This is a genomic window from Streptomyces lydicus (assembly GCF_001729485.1).
Lineage (GTDB): Bacteria > Actinomycetota > Actinomycetes > Streptomycetales > Streptomycetaceae > Streptomyces > Streptomyces lydicus_D.
On sequence record NZ_CP017157.1, the window covers coordinates 5,384,946 to 5,401,607 of the forward strand.

Below are 16,662 nucleotides of genomic sequence, written 5' to 3' on the forward strand. Positions count from 1 at the left end.
GGAAAGCCGGCTCCGCACGGCCGGCACCGAACCGACCGTCCGCCACCGCCCACCGGGGAGAGGCCACCGACATGAGCGCCGTCCGAGGTCACCACATCGAGATCAAGCAGGGCACCGAACGGGTCCGGGTCCGGCACGACGGCGTGCCGCTGGCCGACAGCCGGCGGCCGCTGCTGCTCTTCGAGACCGGCTGCCCGGTCCGCTACTACCTGCCGGCCGAGGACGTCCGCACCGACCTCCTCACCGCGTCCGACACCCACACCGTCTGCCCGTTCAAGGGCACCGCCTCCTACTGGTCGCTCCCCGACGGTCCCAAGGACATCACCTGGGCCTACCCCGAGCCGCACGCCGAGGTGGCGCAGATCAAGGATCATTTCTGCTTCTACGACGTGGAGCTGGACTGACCGCCGACCACCGGGCCCTTGGGGGGGCACCCCCCGCCCAGGGCGCACAATCGAAGCGTGAACGACGCGCAGCGAGCCCACGACGAACCCGGCCGGCCCCCCGCACGCGAGGAGGGCGGTGATCCGGCCTGCTGGCTGGACCAGGTCTGCGACGCCTGCGGACGGATCCGCGAGCGGCCCGGCAGCGAGGTCTGCGAGCACTGCGGAGCCGTGGCGGGCGAGAGCGCGCCCACCCGCCGCCGGGACCGCGACGAGCAGGGACGGGCCCGGAACGCCCGCCCGCGCGACGGGCTGGGCCGCCCGCTGCCGTACGGCGCCCCAGGGGTCGCCCGGCAGCCCGAGGGCGTGCCCCGTACGCCCGCGCAGTCGCTGGCCGAGGCGCAGCGGCTGCTCGACGCCGGGATGCCGTTCCACGCCCATGAGGTGCTGGAGGACGCCTGGAAGACGGCGCCGGAGGCGGAGCGCGAGCTGTGGCGGGGACTCGCCCAGCTCGCAGTGGGACTCACCCATGCGGCACGGGGCAATGCCGCAGGGGGGACGGCGCTGCTCGACCGGGGCGCGGCGGCCGTCGAGGCGTACGCGGACGCCGCCCCCCACGGGATCGACATCGCCGGGCTCCTGGTCTGGGCCCGGGAGCTGAGCGGCCGCCTGACCGGCCCGCAGGCCGCGGCGGCGCCCGTAGCGGCGGCGGACACCGCCCCCCGGCTCCGGACCGCCGTCGACTAGGCCGGAAGTCGCCCGTCAGCCCGCGGCTATCCGGCTCGTCCCCTCCCGCCTCCGTGACGGGGCCGCCGCCACCGGGCGAACAGGGCGCCCAGTGCCAGGACCGCGGCCCCGGCGCCGCCCGCCCCGAGGGCGAGGGCGGGGCGGGAGGGCGCACCGGCGGCGGCCTCCGGCCCGGTGATCCGGGCGGCGACAGGGCGGACCGGGCCGCCCCGGTAGGCGGCGCGCACGGCGTGCAGGGTGCCCACCGGCTGGCTGCTGCCGGCCGTGCCGAAGCCCCAGTCCAGCAGCGACGCGGCCTCCTTGTAGACCGCGTTCGCCGCGTTCGACTGCGGGTTGAGGACGGTGACCAGCAGCGTTCGGCCGTTCCGGCGGGCGGCCGCGATCAGCGTGTTGCCCGCCTTGGTGGTGTAGCCGTTCTTGACGCCGATGATGCCGGGGTAGCGGGACAGCCCGTGCGAGCCCACCAGCAGGCGGTTGGTGTTCTCGATCCGGGTGGGTCCGGCGGCGCCGGGGAACGTGGCGCGGGTGGTGCCGCAGTAGCGGGCGAACTCGTCGTTGGCGAGACCGGCGCGGGCGAACACGGTCAGGTCGTAGGCGGAGGACACCTGGCCGGGCGCGTCGTAACCGTCGGGGGACTTCACGGTGGTGTCGCGGGCGCCGAGTGTGTGGGCGGTCTGCTGCATCTCGCGGGCGGTGGCCTGCCAGCCGCCGTTCATCGCCGCGAGCACGTGCACCGCGTCGTTGCCGGAGCGAAGGAAGACCCCGCGCCACAGGTCGGCGACGGTGTAGCGGCGGCCCAGCTGGATGCCGACGACGCTGCTGCCGGACCCGATGCCCGCGAGGTCCGCGGAGCTGACCTGGCGGACCGCGCCCGCCGAGAACTTCGGCAGGACGGTGACCGCGAACAGCGTCTTGAGGGTGCTGGCCGGGGCGAGCTTGCGGTGCGGGTTCCTGGCCGCGAGCACGCTGCCGGTCTCCGCGTCGGCCACCATCCAGGACAGCGCGGAGAGCCCGCCGGGCAGCGACGGTATGCCGGGAGCTGCGACGTCCCGGGTTCCGGCGGCGGCCACGGCGGGCTGACGGGCCGTTCGCCCGTCCGCGGCGGCCGGTATGGATGTCAGCGACACCCCCATGACGGCGATGAGGGCCGTCACGGCCGCCTTCTTGGACACACGTGCCTGAGATGCCATGCCGTCACGCTAAGGACGGCGGACCCCGCGCGCAGCGCAGTTGGGCCATCCGGGCCACGGCGGCGCGTCGCACCCGATGCGTCGCGTCTGCAACGGCCGCAAAGAAAAGCCCGTCCGGTGCGACGGGGGATGCACACCGGACGGGCTCAGGAACCTTTCTACCGCATGAGCGAACAGTTACGCCTCAAAAATTTGTTCGTTTGTCGATTACCACGCGACGGGGAGCGAAATCAGGCCACGCGCACGCAGTGCCCGGCGGTGCCGCAACTCGTCCCGCGGAACGCCCAGTCGCAGCCCCGGGAAGCGGTCGAGGAGCGCCTCCAGCGCGGTGACCGCCTCCATGCGCGCCAGCGGGGCGCCGAGGCAGCGGTGGATGCCGTGCCCCAGGGCCAGATGACCGGAGAGCTCCCGGCCGCGGTCCAACGTGTCGGGGGCCGGGAAGCGGGCGGGGTCACGGTTCGCGGACGCGATCGACAGCAGCACGCTCTCCCCCGCCGGGATGCGTACGCCCCCGATCTCCACGTCCTCCGTGGGGAAGCGGCGGATCGCCAGCGGGGAGGGGCCGTCGTAGCGCAGGAACTCCTCCACCGCGGCCGGCAGTTCGGCCGGATTGTGTCGCAACGCACGGAGCTGTTCCGGGTGGTCGAGCAGGGTGAGCACGGCGTTGCCGATGAGGTGGACGGTGTTCTCGTATCCGGCGAAGAGGATGAGGAACGCGAGCGAGGTCAGCTCGTCCTCGGTCAGCCGGTCGCCGTCCGCGTCGCGCACCGCGATCAGGTCCGAGAGCAGATCGTCGGCCGGCTCCGCGCGCTTGGCGGCGATCAGCCCGGTGTAGAACTCCAGCATCGCCCCGACCGCCTGCCCCATCAGCTCCGGCCGCGCCGGATCCGGCGTGATCAGGGCGTCCGACCAGGCCAGGAAGTCGCGGCGGTCGTGGTGCGGGATGCCGAGCAGGTCGCAGATCACGGTGATCGGCAGCGGCCCCGCGTAGTCCGCGATCAGGTCGGCGCTGCCGCGCCGCGCCATGGCGTCCAGCAGTTCGTCGGCGACCCGCCGTACGGGCTCGCGCAGCGCCTCGACCCGGCCCGGGGTGAACGCCTTGACCACCAGGCGGCGGACGCGGGTGTGGTCCGGCGGGTCCATGTTGAGCAGGTTGGCGTCCAGGGCCGGCGGGAGCGCGAACCCGCGGTAGCCGCCGGGGGTGGCGTTCCGCTTGTCCAGGGAGAACCGGGGGTCGGCGAGCGCGCTGCGGACGTCGTCGTAGCGGGTGACCAGCCAGGCGGGGTTCCCGTCGGTGCCGTTGATCCGGTGCACCGGGCCGGCCTCGCGCAGCGCGGCGTACGCGGGGTACGGATCGTCGAGCAGGGGCGTGAGGTCGATGGGGGCGTCGGGGCCGGTCTCGGCGGTGTTCTGCATGATCCCGACTGTAGGGCGCGGGCGGCCGACGCCCGTCCGTCGTGCGCCATCCGGCACCACGGGCGAGGGCGGCGCCGATCCGCGCGGACCGGCGCCGCCTCCGTCGTGCCGGGCGGCCCGGACCCCCGTGCCGGGCCACCCTGTCTGTGGTTGCTCCTCAGCCCCGCGCCATCGAGCTCCGCTGACGCAGCTCGGTGAGTACGGTCTCGATGAGCGGCGAGTGGTAGACGTCCGCGACCAGCGCCAAGTGCTCGTATTCCGAGGCGAGTTCGGCCGGGGTCGAGCCCGTGGCGACCACCACGCTCTCGGCGGCGAGGGCGGGGACGTGGCCCACCGCGCGGTTCTCCAGCCCGCGGCGCAGCGCGGCGGCCTCGGCGACGGCCGCCAGCTGCCGGTCGTCGAGCGCCACCGCACGGGCCCGCTCGCGGGCGATGTCGACGGCGTCGGACTCCACGTGCCGGCGGATACCGCGCTGGACGTCCCGTATCTCGGCCATCTGACGGTTGGCCCGCCACTCCAGGTCGGCGAACGGCCAGCGCACCGACCAGGACGCGGCCTCGATCGTGACCTCGGGGGCCTGCGCGGTGACGGTGCGCCAGAGCGGCGAGAGCCGGCGCAGCCGGCGCCAGGCGGCGACCCGCGGGCCGGCCGCCGGCAGCGCGAATCCGCCGAGGACCAGCAGCGCCGCGACCGACGCGCTGAGCGGCGCCACCCCGTTGGAGAGCCACAGCGCGGGGTGGCCCGTCCAGGACAGGACGAAGCCGACGACCTTGCAGGCGCAGTAGCCCAGGCCGAGCCAGCAGCCGGCGGCCAGCACCCGCAGACCGCGCGCCAGATAGGTGCCACCGAGCCGTGCGGCGTAGCGGGGGCAGAGCGTCCCGAGGCCCGCGAGGCTCGATCCGAAAATGGCCAGATACAGCACCAGGAAGAGCATGACACCGGGTGAGTCGGTGTAGGCGGTGCTGAAGTCACGGGGGTGCTCGACGGCGTCCGGCCGGCCGAGGGCGAAGCCGGTGACCGCCACCGCCCACAGCGCGGCCACCCCGGCGACCGCGACGCGCGCCCTGGACCGCGCGCGGGCCCGCGCCGCCGCGCCCTCGCCCGCCGTCCAGCGCAGCAGCAGCACCAGCGCGCCCGCCGCGAAGACCACGACGGAGGAGTAGAGGAAGACCATGGCCAGGTTGGCCACGCCGACCAGCCGGTCGAAGGCGCGGTAGAGGCTCGGCGCGGAGAACAGGAAGACCGTCGCGACGCCCCCGGTCATCACACAGGCCAGCCCCAGGTCCGCGTTGCTGCGGTCGCGGAGCCACGCGACGGACTTGTACCCGACGATCGCCCAGGCGGCCAGGCCGAAGGACAGATAGATGACGTCAAACACGCGGGCCCCCGTCCCCGGCCAGGTCCTGCCCCTCGCGCCCGTGGGCGGGGCCGCCGCCGGCGGGGTTCTCCTGCTCCCGCCGGATGTGCTGCAGGGCGGGCCCGAGCGCCGCCGCCAGCTCGGCCGCCTGCCCCTCCAGGGGGAGTTCGCGCTCGGCCGCCGAGGGTGCCACCCGCTCCATCAGCAGCGTGCCGAGCACCTCGGTCTCCCGCTCGGCGAGGTTGTCGTAGCCGTGGTGCCGGGCGAAGCCCATGGTCAGCCCCATCCGCTGCATGGCGGTGGTGACGTCGACGGACGGCGTCCAGATCTTCAGCGCGTCCTCGGTGACGGCCGGGTCCTGGCCGTGCCCGAGCAGCAGATGGCCGATTTCGTGCAGCACGATGTGGGCCTGGTGCCAGGGTGAGGTCCGCAGCTCGTAGAAGATCCAGTAGGCGTCGTCGGTGACGGCGGTCATGCCCGAGACCACCCCGCCCAGGCTCATCGGCACCAGATGGACGGGCCGCTCCACCCGGGCGCCGACGATGTCGCACATTCCGCGCAGATCGGTCGCGGCAGGCAGCTGGAGTTCCTTGATGAGCCGCTTGCACCGCCTGCGTATCTGCCCCACTCGCATGCTCGTTCCGTCCTCGTGTCCGGTCCGCTGCCAGGTGACGAAGACCTGGTCGCGCTCAGCGGTCCGTATCGGGTCACTCACCGCGCCGGTCACCCCCCTGTTCCGGCGGATCGGCCGGCAGATTCATCTGCTGCCGGAACTGGGAGATGATCGTCGTCAGGCTGTCCTGCACCTCCGGCGGCAGCCCGACGGAGCGCAGCGCGATCGCCCTGACCCGCTGGTCCCGCATCGCGGCGAGGAAGCGGACCTCCTCCTCCACCCGCGCGGCCTGCGGCTGCGAGAGGTCCCCCAGCAGGTAACCCACCGGCACCGCGAAGAACTTGGCCAGCGCGCGCAGCAGTTCCGGACCCGGGTTCGCCCGCTTCCCGTTCCGCAGCATCGACAGATACTGCTCGGTGACCTTGACCCCGCCGTACGTCTCCGCACCGCCGCTGATCTCCTCGGCCACGAAGGCGTTGGTGTACGGCGCCCCGGGCGGATGCATGTTCGCGAAGAGGTGGTTGAGCCGCTCCGCGAGCACACTGCCCGCGCCCTTGGACCGGCCGTCGCCCCCCACGCCCATCCCCCGTCTCCCCCGTTGATCAAGCCCAACGAACAGTTAAGGCCCCCCGCCACTGCGTTCACATCCTGACATGCAACGTACGCGCCGCACCAGTCCACTTACGGACAGTGAGGAACCTCGGGCTTAACCAAGGGTTGAGTGGCGGGCCGACGGCGAGGGACCCGAAGGCAGGAAGGGGATAGCGGCGAAGAAGCGGCAGCACAACGGAAAAGGCCGCCTCCTCTTTCGAGAAGACGGCCTCCGACCTGCGAAAGTCGCTGGTCGGGACGACAGGATTTGAACCTGCGACCCCTTGACCCCCAGTCAAGTGCGCTACCAAGCTGCGCCACGTCCCGGTGCTCGTATCGGCCGGGATGTTCCGGCTGACCGCGCACGAGAACAATACCGCATGTCAGAGGGTGGGGGCTGCCATATCCGGGCGTCCCGGCGCCGGCGTGCGGGTGACGGGTGAGTGGCGGCCGGCCGGAGGATGAGTACCCGTACTCATGCACCGGCGTCACCGCGCGGCCACGCTACGCGCATGAGTACTCCATCGATTCAGCGGCCGACGACGACGGCCTTCTTCGCGCAGGCCGCGATCTCGTTCGGGCTGTCACTGGCAGCGCTGATGATCGGGATCATCAAGCTCCCGGTCGGACCGTGGGAGCGCGGGTTCCTCTCCCTCGGCCTGGTCTTCGTGGTGTCGTCGGCGTTCACGCTGGCCAAGTGCGTACGCGACCGGCAGGAGGTGGCGGAGGTGACGAACCGGGTGGACAAGGCGCGGATCGACAAGCTCCTCATCGAGCAGGACGTCTTCAAGCCGGGACAGCTCTGACGCCGGCCGTCGGGCCGCGGACCTCCGGGTCCCGGCCCGGCACTTGACCTCAAGCGCGATTGAGGTTGCACGCTCGGTGCATGACGAACACGACGACGGAAACGACGCCCCCGGTACGGACGTCCGACGGGCCGGGTACGACGACGGGCCGGCGGACCCGATTCGCCGAACTGCCCGGGCTGATGAGCCTGATGACGGGCGATGAGAAGCACGGCCCGGCCGCCACCTCCACGCTCGACGCCCTGTGGGTCCTCTACGACCGGGTGCTGCGGGTCTCGCCGGAGACGGTGACGGACCCCGACCGGGACCGCTTCCTGCTCTCCAAGGGGCACGGCCCGATGGCCTACTACGCGGTGCTGGCCGCCAAGGGCTTCTTCCCCGTCGACCGGCTGCCGGGCTTCGGCTCGTACGACTCGCCGCTCGGCCACCACCCCGACCGGCTGCTGGTGCCCGGCGCCGAGATCGGCAGCGGGTCCCTGGGCCACGGGCTGCCACTGGCCGTCGGTACCGCGCTCGGACTGCGGGCCCAGGGCCGCACCGGACCGGCCGTATGGGTACTGATCGGCGACGCCGAGCTGGACGAGGGCAGCAATCACGAGGCGCTGGCGCACGCCGGCGCCGCGGGCCTGGACCGCCTGCACACCGTGGTCATCGACAACTCCTCCGCCACCCACGGCTGGCCCGGTGGGATCGCCTCCCGCTTCGAGGCCGCGGGCTGGTCCGCGGACACCGTCGACGGGCGGGACCACGAGGCGCTGCACGCGGCGTTCGGCGCGCCGCACCCGGGCCGTCCGCGCGCGGTCGTCGCCCGCGTCGAGCCCAAGAACGCCTGAACTCCCGCCCGGCACGGCCCGATACGGCCGCCGCACCGGACGCTCCGGGCCCCCGTGGCACCGGCCAAGACTTCGAGAGGGTTTCAGTGATGGACACCATGCGTGAGCGTTTCGCCTCGGTCACCTCACGGCTGCTGGACGAGGACCCGCGGCTGGCGGTCGTGCTCGCCGACATCGGCGTGGACGGCTTCGCCGCGGCGGCCCGGCGGCATCCGGACCGGGTGGTGAACGTCGGCATCCGCGAGCAGCTGCTCATCGGGGTGGGCGGCGGACTGGCGCTCACCGGACTGCGGCCGATCATGCACACCTTCGCCAGCTTTCTGGTGGAACGCCCCTTCGAGCAGGTGAAGCTGGACTTCGGCCACCAGGGCGTGGGCGGGGTACTGGTGAGTGCCGGCGCCTCCTACGACTGGCCGAGCGGCGGCTTCACCCACATGGCGCCGGGCGATGTGGCGCTGCTGGACACCCTCGACGACTGGACCGTGCATGTCCCCGGGCACCCGGACGAGGCCGAGGCGCTGCTGCGGCACGCCGCGGCGGCCGGTGACGACCGGGTCTACGTGCGGCTGTCGGTGCAGACCAACAGTGCGCCACGGGCGGTGGACGGGGCGCGCTTCTCGCGGCTGCGGGAGGGCCGCCGCGGGGTGGTCGTCGCCGTCGGCCCGCTGCTGGACAACGTGCTCGCCGCGACCGAGGGCATGGACGTGACCGTGCTGTACGCGACGACCGTACGGCCCTTCGACGGCGCGGCGTTGCGCGCGGCGACCGGGCTGGCGGACGCCGCGGACGTGGTGCTCGTGGAGCCGTATCTGGCGGGGACCTCGACGCGGTTCGCCAACGACGCGCTGGCGGACCGCCCGCACCGGGTGCTGGGGCTCGGCGTCGGCCGCCGGGAGCTGCGCCGGTACGGGCAGCTCGACGAGCACCTGGCGGCGCACGGACTGGACCCGCGCGGGCTGCGCGAGCGGATCGCCGGATTCCTGACCTCGGCCGCGCGGGCGTAGGGCGGGGCTCCGGCCACGGGGTCCGCGACGGGCCGCGCCCGGAGCCCGGGCGCGGACACCGGCGACGGGGTCAGACGTGCTTGTCGAGCCAGCTCAGCAGGTCCTGCTGGACCTCGTCGCGGTTGGTCTCGTTGAGGATCTCGTGGCGGGCGTCCGGATAAGCCCGCCAGGTCAGCTCCCGGATTCCCAGGTAGCGGAAGTCCTCCAGGAGTTCATGGATCAGGGTCAGTCCCTGGTGGCAGGGGTCCAGCTCGCCCACCGCGACGTGGACCGGCAGCCCGCGCGGGATGCGGGCGAGGTTCTCCGGGTCGTTGATCTTGCGGATGGCGCGTACCCAGTCCAGGGCGAGGCCCGCGCTGAACGGGAAGCCGCAGTCCTCGTCGGCGACGTAGGCGTCCACCTCGGCCGGGTCGCGGGACAGCCACTCGTAGCCGGTGCGGTGCGGGAAGGCGTCGTTGAAGGAGCTGAAGGTGCGCGGGATGAAGGAGGACGGTGCGGTGCGGCCGTGCTCGGCGCTCTCCCGCTCCAGGTCGGCGACGGCGGACTCGATGTCCAGGCCGGGCAGGGTGCGGAAGGTGCCGCTGAGGATCAGTCCGGCCAGGTCGGCGCCGTACTCCTGGGCGTAGTCGCGGGCCAGCATCGAGCCCATGCTGTGGCCGAGCAGGACCAGCGGGACGCCCGGGTGGGCGGCGGCCACGTGGTTGCCGATGCCCTTCAGGTCGCTGACGATCGCCCGCCAGGCGTCCTCGCCGACCACCCCGCGGCCACCGGTGGAGGGGGCGGTGGCACCGTGCCCCCGGTGGTCGGAGGCGATCACTCCGTAGCCGTGACCGGCGAGGAAGCGGGCGAAGCGGTCATAGCGCCTGCCGTGCTCGGCTGCGCCGTGGGCGATCTGGACGAGGGCGCGCGGAAGGCCGGACTCGGGGAGCCAGGTGTAGGTGGCGATCCGTGCGCCGTCCGGAGCCTGGTGGAAGTCCTGCTGCAGGGCCTGCATGGCGTCGTCTCCTGACTGCCGGGGTGGTGGCTGACGCGGGGTCGGCGCCCACTCTTCCGCTCCGGACGGCGGCGCGCCACGGGGCGCGCGTGACGGGGTTGACCCGCCGCCCGCGCGGCGTGACACGATCAGCCGGTTCCTTTCAGCTGCCCGTGCCGCAACTCCCTTCCACAGGAGGATCGTTGGACACCATGGACCGTTGTGAGAACCCGTCCGAAGAGCCCGGCTCCACGGACCCGGCCGGCGCGCCGCACCGTACGCCGCTGTCCCGCCGCCGCTTCCTTCAGGGCACCGCCTCGGCCGCCGCCGCGGCGGGGCTGGCCGGCGTCACCGCCGCCCCCTCCGCGGCCCAGGAGGCCGGCGGCGCCGTCAGCCGGCTCTCCTTCACCGCCGCCACCAACGGCGCGGCCTCTCTCGCACCGGCCGGCGACCGGCTCGTCGTCGAGGTCCAGAACGTCCTGTGGTCGCTGCCACGGGCCGGCGGCGACGCGGTGGCACTGACCCCGCCCGATCTGGAACCCACCCGTCCGGTGCACTCCCCCGACGGCCGCCACCTCGCGCTGTGCGCCTACCGGGGCGGCAACTTCCACCTGTGGACGCTCGCCCCCGACGGCTCCGGGCTGCGGCAGCTGACCGACGGGCCCTGGGACGACCGCGGACCCGCCTGGTCGCCCGACGGGACCCGGCTCGCCTTCGCCTCCGAACGGGGCGGCGACGCGGTGACCGGCAGCCCCTACCGGATCTGGGTGCTGGAGGTCGGAACGGGCCGGCTGACCCGGGTGACCGGACTGCCCGGCCAGGACGGCCCCCAACAGGACGGCTCCTGGGAGGACTTCGACCCCTGCTGGTCACCGGACGGGGCACGGATCCTCTTCGTACGGGGACGGGTGTCGGGCAGCGTCCTGCTCTCCCGCACGGTGGCCTCGGTGCCGGCCGACGGCGGCGGCGCGGCGCGCGTCGAGCACACCGAGACGGCGACCGCCCAGGTGATGGTGCCGACCCTGTCCCCCTCCGGGCGGCTGGCCTATCTGCGGACCACCGACTACCCGGGCCCCACCTGCACGCTCGTGGTGGACGGCGAGCCGGTCGCGGTCGACGGCGACGTGGAGCCGGTACCGCCGCGCTGGATCTCGCGGGACGCCCTACTGCTGACGGTCGGCGGGCAGTTCCGCATCATCCGCCCCGACGCGCCGCAGCCGGCCGAGACCATCCCGTTCACCGCGCGGCTGCCGCTGGACCGCCCCCGGTACCGCGTCAAGGACTACGGATTCGAGCGGACGGCCGAGGGCCCGGTGCGCGGGGTGCATCTGCCGGCGCTCTCCCCCGACGGCCGTCAGGTCGCCTTCGCCGCCCTCAACGCCCTGTGGCTGGCGCCCACTTCGGGCCGCGGCGCGCCCCACCGGATCGTCCGGACCGCCCCCACCCGGTACGTCCTCGCGCCGAGCTGGTCGCGCGACGGGCGGTCGCTGCTGTACGCGGACGACCGGGACGGGCTGTTCGCGGTGCGCCGCCGGGACATCGCCTCCGGCGAGGAGACGGTGCTGGCCACCGGGGGCCGGGTGCAGCCCGCGCTGTCCCCGGACGGCGGGCGGCTGGCCGCGCTCGACATGTCGGGGAACCTCGTGGTGCGGACGCTTGCCGACGGTGCGGAGCGGGTGCTGGCCGCGCCGCTCGGGGCCGGCGGACTGCCCGGCCGCCCGAGCTGGTCGCCGGACGGCCGCTTCCTGGCGTACTGCGACCGCAACCGCCTCAACCGCCGCTTCCGCGAGGGCTACAACGTCATCCGCGTCCTGGACGCCGCGACCGGCGAGGGACGGCTGCACCCGGTCGCCGAGCACGTCTCGATCGCCGACCGCTACGACTCGGGGCCGGTGTGGTCGCCGGACGGGCGCTGGATGGCGGTGATCGCGGAGTCCGCGCTGTGGGTGCTGCCGGTGCGGCCGGACGGCACCCCCGACGGCCCGGCGCGGCAGCTGACCGAGGAGTGCGCCGACCACCCGTCGTGGTCCGGTGACTCGACGACGCTCCTGTATCTGTCGGCGGGCAAGCTGCGGCTCATCGGGGTGTCCGGCGGCCCGGCGCGGACCGTACCGCTGTCCCTCGACCACCGTCCGTCCCGGGCCCGGGACACCGTCGTCCACGCCGGCAAGTTCTGGGACGGCACCGGCGACACGGTGCGTGAGGACGTCGACGTGCTGGTGCGGGACGGGCGGATCACCGCCGTCCGGCCGCATCGCGCGACGCGGACCGGCGCGGCCCGCCGGGTGGACGCCTCCGCGCGGACCGTGCTGCCCGGTCTGTGGGACGCGCACACCCACCCCTGGCAGACCACCTACGGCGGCCGGCAGACCGCTCTGCAACTGGCGTACGGGATCACCACCGCGGTCTCCTGCGGCGGCTTCTCCTACGAGCAGGCCCGCCTGCGCGAGGCCGTGGCGGCCGGGGTGCTGGCCGGGCCGCGGCTGCTGACCTGCGGGGAGCTGCTGGACGGCGGGCGGGTCGCGTACAGCATGGGGCGGGCGCACCGCACCCGCGCGGGCCTGCGCCGGTCCCTGGAGCGCGGCGCCGCCCTGGACTGGGACTTCGTCAAGACATACGTACGGGCCCCGGGCTGGGTGATGACGGAGGCGGCGCGCTTTGCCCACGAGCGGCTCGGGGTGCGCGCGGGCAGCCATCTGCTCACGCCCGGGGCACAGCTCGGCCAGGACCTGACGACGCATCTCCAGCCCACCCAGCGGCTGGAGTTCGGGCACGCGGTCAGCAGCTCGGGCCACGCCTACCAGGACGTGGCGGAGGTCTACACCGCCGGCGGTTTCCACCTCCTCGCGACCCCGTTCTCCGCCGCCGCGCTGCTCGGGGAGGACCCGGCCCTGGCCGACGACGTACGGGTGGCGCGGCTGATGCCGCCCTGGGACACCGCGGTCGTCCGCGAGAACGCCGGGCACCGGCCCACCCCGGCGCAGCTGGCCGACATCCGGACCGAAGTGGGCGTCTACCGCGCGGTGTTGGACGGCGGCGGGCTGGTGGCGCTGGGCACCGACCAGCCGCTGGTGCCGGTGGGCCTGGGCCTGCACCTGTGCCTGCGGGCGCTGCACCGGGGCGGCCTGAGCGTGAGCCGGACGCTGCGCACCGCGACCGCGCTGCCCGCCCGGGTGTTCGGCGCCGAGCGGGACCTGGGGACGCTGGAGGTCGGCAAGCTCGCCGACATGACGCTGGTGGACGGCGATCCGTTCAGCGACTTCGACACGCTGGTGCGGACCCCGGCGGTGCTGCGTGGCGGGCGCCTCTTCGAGCAGCGGGAGCTGGTCGACGCGTTCCCGGCGCCCGCCGCCCGCGCGCTGCGGGCGCCGGCAACGGACTGGCTGGAGGTGGGCCGGCAGCAGCGCCGCGAGTCCTGCTGCGGTCCGGCGCACTGACCCTCCCACCCGGCCCGTCGCGGGACGGGGAGGCGTGGGGTGGCGCGGTTTCCGGGGGCCCGGAAGCCGCGCCACGGGCGTTCCGGAACGGGGGGTGGTGCGGGGTTGTTCCGCACTCCAACTCCGCGTACGAAGCACGCCAGTTGACGTTTTGCGCGCCCCGCAGCAGGTATGCCAACGGGTGTTGCGCGCGGTAGGCAACGGATCACGTTCCGGCACGACCACTGCAGACGGCGCCTCCCGAGCCGTCCCGAGGCGGGGCGCGATCAGCGCGGGGAGAGCGCGAAGGAGGGCTCGTCTTGCACCGCTACTTCACCGACCAGCGGCATGAAGCACTCCGGCAGCGGGTGCGGGACTTCGCCGAGAGCGAGGTCCGGCCCCGGATCGCCGAGATGGAGGCGAGCCGTACCGTTTGCCATGACCTTTCGCGCCGGATCGCCCGCCAGGGGTGGATCGGGGCGACCGTGCACCGCGCGTACGGCGGGATGGGAGCGGGCCACGTCGCCAAGACCCTCGTCATCGAGGAACTCTCCCGGGTCAGTGCCGCGATGGGCGCGATGGTGCAGGCGTCCCAGCTGGGCGTGGCGAAGATCGTCCACTTCGGCAGCGAGGAGCAGAAGAAGACCTGGCTGCCGGCCGTCGCGTCCGGCGACTGCCTGCCGACGATCGCGGTCACCGAGCCGCAGTCCGGCGGCCATGTGCTGGGCATGGCCTCCACAGCCGTCCGCGACGGCGACGCCTACGTCCTCAACGGCCGCAAGAGCTACGTCGGCAACAGCCACGTCGGCGATCTGCACGGCGTCGTCGTCCGCACCGGCGAGGGCTCCACGGGCCTGTCGGCCTTCCTCGTCGAGTCCGGCACCCCCGGCTTCCGGGTCGGGCCGCAGCGGCCCGCCATGGGCCTGCACGGCTTCAGCTTCGGCGAGCTGTTCTTCGACAACTGCCGGGTCCCCGAGGCGAATCTGCTGGGCCGGGAGGGCGACGGCCTTGCCGTGGCGTACTCCTCCAGCGTGCTGTACGGACGGCCCAATCTGACCGCCGTGTCCCTGGGCATCCACCAGGCCGTGCTGGACGAGACCTCGGCGTTCTGCGCCGAGCGGCAGCGCTACGGCAAGCCGCTGGCCGACCTGGCCAACATCAAGCTCAAGCTCGGCCGCATCCAGTCCCGGCTGCTGCTGGCCCGGCTGTCCGCGTACCACGCGGTGCATCTGCTGGACCAGGGACTGCCGTGCGACGCGGAGCTGATGAACGCCAAGCTGGTCAACGTCGAGTCGGCGCTGGAGTCGGCGCGCGACGCGATGGACATCCACGCCGCCTCCGCGCTGTTCACCGACCGGCCGATCGAACGATTCCTGCGCGACGCGCACCACATCTTCGCCCCGGCCGGGACCTCCGACGTCCAGCTGCTGCGCCTGGGCGAACTGGCCCTGGGCCGGGCGAAGGGCGAGTGGTCGAGCCGGCTCGCGGAACTGCTGCGGCTGGAGCCGTCGGAGTGGCCCGAGGACGGCCACGACGGCGCCGCCACGGACGCCCCGGCCGGCTCACCGGTCGAGGAGGAGCGGACCACGGTCCCGGGCCGGCGCACCGCCCCGGCCCGGCAGCGTTCCTGGTTCGCCCGCCTCAGGTGAGCCGCCGGGGACGCCGAAGGGGCCGCGGTCACCGGCGGTGCGCCGGTGCCGCGGCCCCCTGGCCGCCCCGCCGGGCCGGCCGCTGCGGCCGGTTCAGCGGGCCTCGCGCTGCTGCTGCTCCATCTGATGGATCTGCTCGACGAGTTCGGCGGCCATCGCCTTGATGGTCGCCAGCCCCTCGCGCCCCCAGGGCCGCGGTTCGAGGTCCACGACGCAGACGGTGCCGAGCGCCATGCCCGTACGGTCGATCAGCGGCGCGCCGAGGTAGGAGCGGATGCCGATCTCGTCGACGACGGGGTTGCCGGCGAACCGCGGGTAGTCGCAGACGTCCTCCAGCACCAGGGCCTTGCGGCGGACGATGACGTGCGGGCAGTAGCCGTGGTCGCGGTCCATCACCCGGCCGGGCCGGGCGCTGGCGGGCGCCGGGCCCAGCTCGACGGCCCGGTCCTCGGCGGGCGTGTAGAGGCCGGCGAAGTACTGCCGGTGCTCGTCGATGAAGTTGACCATCGAGTAGGGCGCCCGGGTGGTGTGGGCGAGTTTGCGCGCGAACCGGTCGAACGCGGGCAGCGGGTGGTCCCCGATACCCAGAGCGCGCAGCCGGGCCACGCGCGCCGGGGCCTCGTCGTCCTGAGGCGTGAGCAACAGATGCCGCGTCGGGTCGTAGGAGACGTACGGGACGCGGGAGGCGGGGTGGTTCACGGCAGCTCCGGGGTCGCGGCGAGGGCGGGGGTGAGCAGGTGCTGGACCAGCGAGACCAGGACGTGGGTGGCCGAGCCGCACCGGCGGGCGTCGCAGAGCACGACGGGGGTGTCCGGCGAGAGGTCCATGGCGGTGCGCACCTCGTCCGGGTCGTAGTGGTGGGCGCCGTCGAACTCGTTGACGGCGACGACGAAGGTGATGCCGCGCCGTTCGAAGAAGTCGACCGCGGCGAAGCACTGGTCCAGGCGCCGGGTGTCGGCGAGGACGACCGCGCCGAGCGCACCGTTCGACAACTCGTCCCACATGAACCAGAACCGCTGCTGGCCGGGTGTCCCGAAGAGGTACAGGATGTGCTCGGGGCCGAGCGTGATCCGGCCGAAGTCCATGGCGACGGTCGTGGTGCGCTTCTCCTCGACGCCCGCCAGATCGTCGGTGCCGACGCTGACCTGCGTGAGGAGTTCTTCGGTACTGAGCGGTTCGATCTCGCTGACCGCGCCGACGAAGGTCGTCTTGCCGACCCCGAAGCCGCCCGCCACCAGGATCTTCAGTGCGGAGGGGAAGAGGTCGGGCGAGCGGGCCCCCTGGGGGTCACAGTCGTGTGCGAAGTCCATTCAGCACCGCCTCCAGCAGGTCTCGGTCGGTACGGGACGCGGGTCCTGCCGAAACGGCCGCGGGGGCCCGCGCAGTGAGCGCCCCGCAGTCGACGAGGTCGGCGAGGAGCACTTTGGTGACCACGGCGGGCAGCCGTATGTGCGCGGCGATCTCGGCGACCGAGACCGGGCCGCCGCACAGTCCCAGCACCTGGGCGTGTTCGGGGCCCTGGGCGGCCACGGGGCGGCGGCCGGTGGCCATCACCATGGTCAGCAGGTCGAAGTGCGCCGTGGGACGGGTCCGGCCGTTGCTGATGGTGTACGGGCGGACCAGCCGGCCCGCCGCGTCGTCGAACCACGGTTCCCCGCCGCGCCGTCCGCGGCGCACGGTCACG

General features: G+C 73.7%; 16 protein-coding genes and 1 tRNA gene. 7 read left to right on the plus strand and 10 right to left on the minus strand.

Features of this window, described 5'->3' with window-relative positions:
• The first annotated feature begins 71 nt into the window (after positions 1-71).
• Together SL103_RS23440 and SL103_RS23445 are read left to right on the plus strand one after the other, a co-directional pair.
• Positions 72-404 (plus strand): DUF427 domain-containing protein, encoded by a 333-nt coding sequence (locus tag SL103_RS23440; protein WP_069570924.1) that lies wholly within the window; start codon positions 72-74, stop codon positions 402-404.
• A 57-nt stretch (positions 405-461) separates the two neighbouring features.
• Positions 462-1,130 (plus strand): DUF309 domain-containing protein, encoded by a 669-nt coding sequence (locus tag SL103_RS23445; protein WP_079145936.1) that lies wholly within the window; start codon positions 462-464, stop codon positions 1,128-1,130.
• Between the two features lie 26 nt (positions 1,131-1,156).
• Here the strand turns inward: SL103_RS23445 and SL103_RS23450 are convergent, their stop codons facing one another.
• The 6 genes from SL103_RS23450 to SL103_RS23475 all read right to left on the minus strand — a co-directional run bounded on the left by SL103_RS23450 (position 1,157) and on the right by SL103_RS23475 (position 6,624).
• A complete protein-coding gene (locus tag SL103_RS23450) occupies positions 1,157-2,320 on the minus strand; it encodes a D-alanyl-D-alanine carboxypeptidase family protein (RefSeq protein ID WP_069570925.1) in 1,164 nt (387 codons plus the stop codon).
• Positions 2,321-2,527: 207 nt separating this feature from the next.
• The gene (locus SL103_RS23455) at positions 2,528-3,736 is read right to left on the minus strand and encodes a cytochrome P450 family protein (RefSeq protein WP_069570926.1); all 1,209 of its coding nucleotides are present in this window, start codon (positions 3,734-3,736) and stop codon (positions 2,528-2,530) included.
• 157 nt (positions 3,737-3,893) lie between these two features.
• Positions 3,894-5,114, minus strand: coding sequence for an MAB_1171c family putative transporter (locus SL103_RS23460; protein WP_069570927.1), 1,221 nt, complete (start codon positions 5,112-5,114; stop codon positions 3,894-3,896).
• Positions 5,107-5,721: a hypothetical protein gene (locus SL103_RS23465; protein WP_079146284.1), complete on the minus strand. Its 615-nt coding sequence runs from the start codon at positions 5,719-5,721 to the stop codon at positions 5,107-5,109. The genes SL103_RS23460 and SL103_RS23465 overlap by 8 nt, the downstream gene beginning before the upstream one ends.
• A 79-nt stretch (positions 5,722-5,800) precedes the next feature.
• On the minus strand, positions 5,801-6,289 hold the full coding sequence (locus tag SL103_RS23470) for a helix-turn-helix domain-containing protein (protein ID WP_069570929.1): 489 nt from the start codon (positions 6,287-6,289) through the stop codon (positions 5,801-5,803).
• A 258-nt stretch (positions 6,290-6,547) separates the two neighbouring features.
• Positions 6,548-6,624 (minus strand) — tRNA-Pro (locus SL103_RS23475).
• A 185-nt stretch (positions 6,625-6,809) separates the two neighbouring features.
• Here SL103_RS23475 and SL103_RS23480 point away from each other — a divergent pair.
• From SL103_RS23480 to SL103_RS23490, 3 genes are all read left to right on the plus strand, one after another.
• The gene (locus SL103_RS23480; RefSeq protein WP_069570930.1) at positions 6,810-7,103 is read left to right on the plus strand and encodes a YiaA/YiaB family inner membrane protein; all 294 of its coding nucleotides are present in this window, start codon (positions 6,810-6,812) and stop codon (positions 7,101-7,103) included.
• An 80-nt stretch (positions 7,104-7,183) separates the two neighbouring features.
• Positions 7,184-7,936, plus strand: a complete 753-nt coding sequence (locus SL103_RS23485; RefSeq protein ID WP_079145937.1) for a thiamine pyrophosphate-dependent enzyme — start codon at positions 7,184-7,186, stop codon at positions 7,934-7,936.
• A gap of 89 nt (positions 7,937-8,025) precedes the next feature.
• The gene (locus tag SL103_RS23490; protein ID WP_069570931.1) at positions 8,026-8,940 is read left to right on the plus strand and encodes a transketolase family protein; all 915 of its coding nucleotides are present in this window, start codon (positions 8,026-8,028) and stop codon (positions 8,938-8,940) included.
• Positions 8,941-9,010: 70 nt separating this feature from the next.
• Here SL103_RS23490 and SL103_RS23495 read toward each other — a convergent pair whose 3' ends face one another.
• Entirely contained in the window at positions 9,011-9,934 is a 924-nt protein-coding gene (locus SL103_RS23495; protein WP_069570932.1) for an alpha/beta fold hydrolase, read from the minus strand.
• Positions 9,935-10,116: 182 nt separating this feature from the next.
• Here SL103_RS23495 and SL103_RS23500 point away from each other — a divergent pair, with 182 nt between their 5' ends.
• Both SL103_RS23500 and SL103_RS23505 read left to right on the plus strand, forming a co-directional pair.
• On the plus strand, positions 10,117-13,350 hold the full coding sequence (locus SL103_RS23500) for an amidohydrolase family protein (protein ID WP_432215365.1): 3,234 nt from the start codon (positions 10,117-10,119) through the stop codon (positions 13,348-13,350).
• Positions 13,351-13,649: 299 nt separating this feature from the next.
• On the plus strand, positions 13,650-14,978 hold the full coding sequence (locus SL103_RS23505; protein ID WP_069570933.1) for an acyl-CoA dehydrogenase family protein: 1,329 nt from the start codon (positions 13,650-13,652) through the stop codon (positions 14,976-14,978).
• 93 nt (positions 14,979-15,071) lie between these two features.
• On the opposite strand, the gene SL103_RS23510 is transcribed toward SL103_RS23505, so the two are convergent.
• From SL103_RS23510 to SL103_RS23520, 3 genes are read right to left on the minus strand one after another with little or no spacing between them, the layout of a single operon-like run.
• Positions 15,072-15,677 (minus strand): GAF domain-containing protein, encoded by a 606-nt coding sequence (locus tag SL103_RS23510; protein WP_069570934.1) that lies wholly within the window; start codon positions 15,675-15,677, stop codon positions 15,072-15,074.
• A complete protein-coding gene (locus SL103_RS23515) occupies positions 15,674-16,288 on the minus strand; it encodes a GTP-binding protein (protein ID WP_069570935.1) in 615 nt (204 codons plus the stop codon). Before SL103_RS23515 ends, SL103_RS23510 begins: the two co-directional genes overlap by 4 nt.
• Positions 16,266-16,661 (minus strand): DUF742 domain-containing protein, encoded by a 396-nt coding sequence (locus tag SL103_RS23520; RefSeq protein ID WP_069570936.1) that lies wholly within the window; start codon positions 16,659-16,661, stop codon positions 16,266-16,268. Before SL103_RS23520 ends, SL103_RS23515 begins: the two co-directional genes overlap by 23 nt.
• Position 16,662: the final 1 nt, after the last annotated feature.

Excerpts from the sequence above, each read along its gene's own strand:
- SL103_RS23495 (WP_069570932.1), bottom strand. The coding sequence starts at position 9,934 with ATGCAGGCCCTGCAGCAGGACTTCCACCAGGCTCCGGACGGCGCACGG.
- SL103_RS23485 (WP_079145937.1), top strand. The coding sequence starts at position 7,184 with ATGACGAACACGACGACGGAAACGACGCCCCCGGTACGGACGTCCGAC.
- SL103_RS23515 (WP_069570935.1), bottom strand. The coding sequence starts at position 16,288 with ATGGACTTCGCACACGACTGTGACCCCCAGGGGGCCCGCTCGCCCGAC.
- SL103_RS23480 (WP_069570930.1), top strand. The coding sequence starts at position 6,810 with ATGAGTACTCCATCGATTCAGCGGCCGACGACGACGGCCTTCTTCGCG.
- SL103_RS23490 (WP_069570931.1), top strand. The coding sequence starts at position 8,026 with ATGGACACCATGCGTGAGCGTTTCGCCTCGGTCACCTCACGGCTGCTG.
- SL103_RS23440 (WP_069570924.1), top strand. The coding sequence starts at position 72 with ATGAGCGCCGTCCGAGGTCACCACATCGAGATCAAGCAGGGCACCGAA.
- SL103_RS23450 (WP_069570925.1), bottom strand. The coding sequence starts at position 2,320 with ATGGCATCTCAGGCACGTGTGTCCAAGAAGGCGGCCGTGACGGCCCTC.
- SL103_RS23455 (WP_069570926.1), bottom strand. The coding sequence starts at position 3,736 with ATGCAGAACACCGCCGAGACCGGCCCCGACGCCCCCATCGACCTCACG.
- SL103_RS23470 (WP_069570929.1), bottom strand. The coding sequence starts at position 6,289 with ATGGGCGTGGGGGGCGACGGCCGGTCCAAGGGCGCGGGCAGTGTGCTC.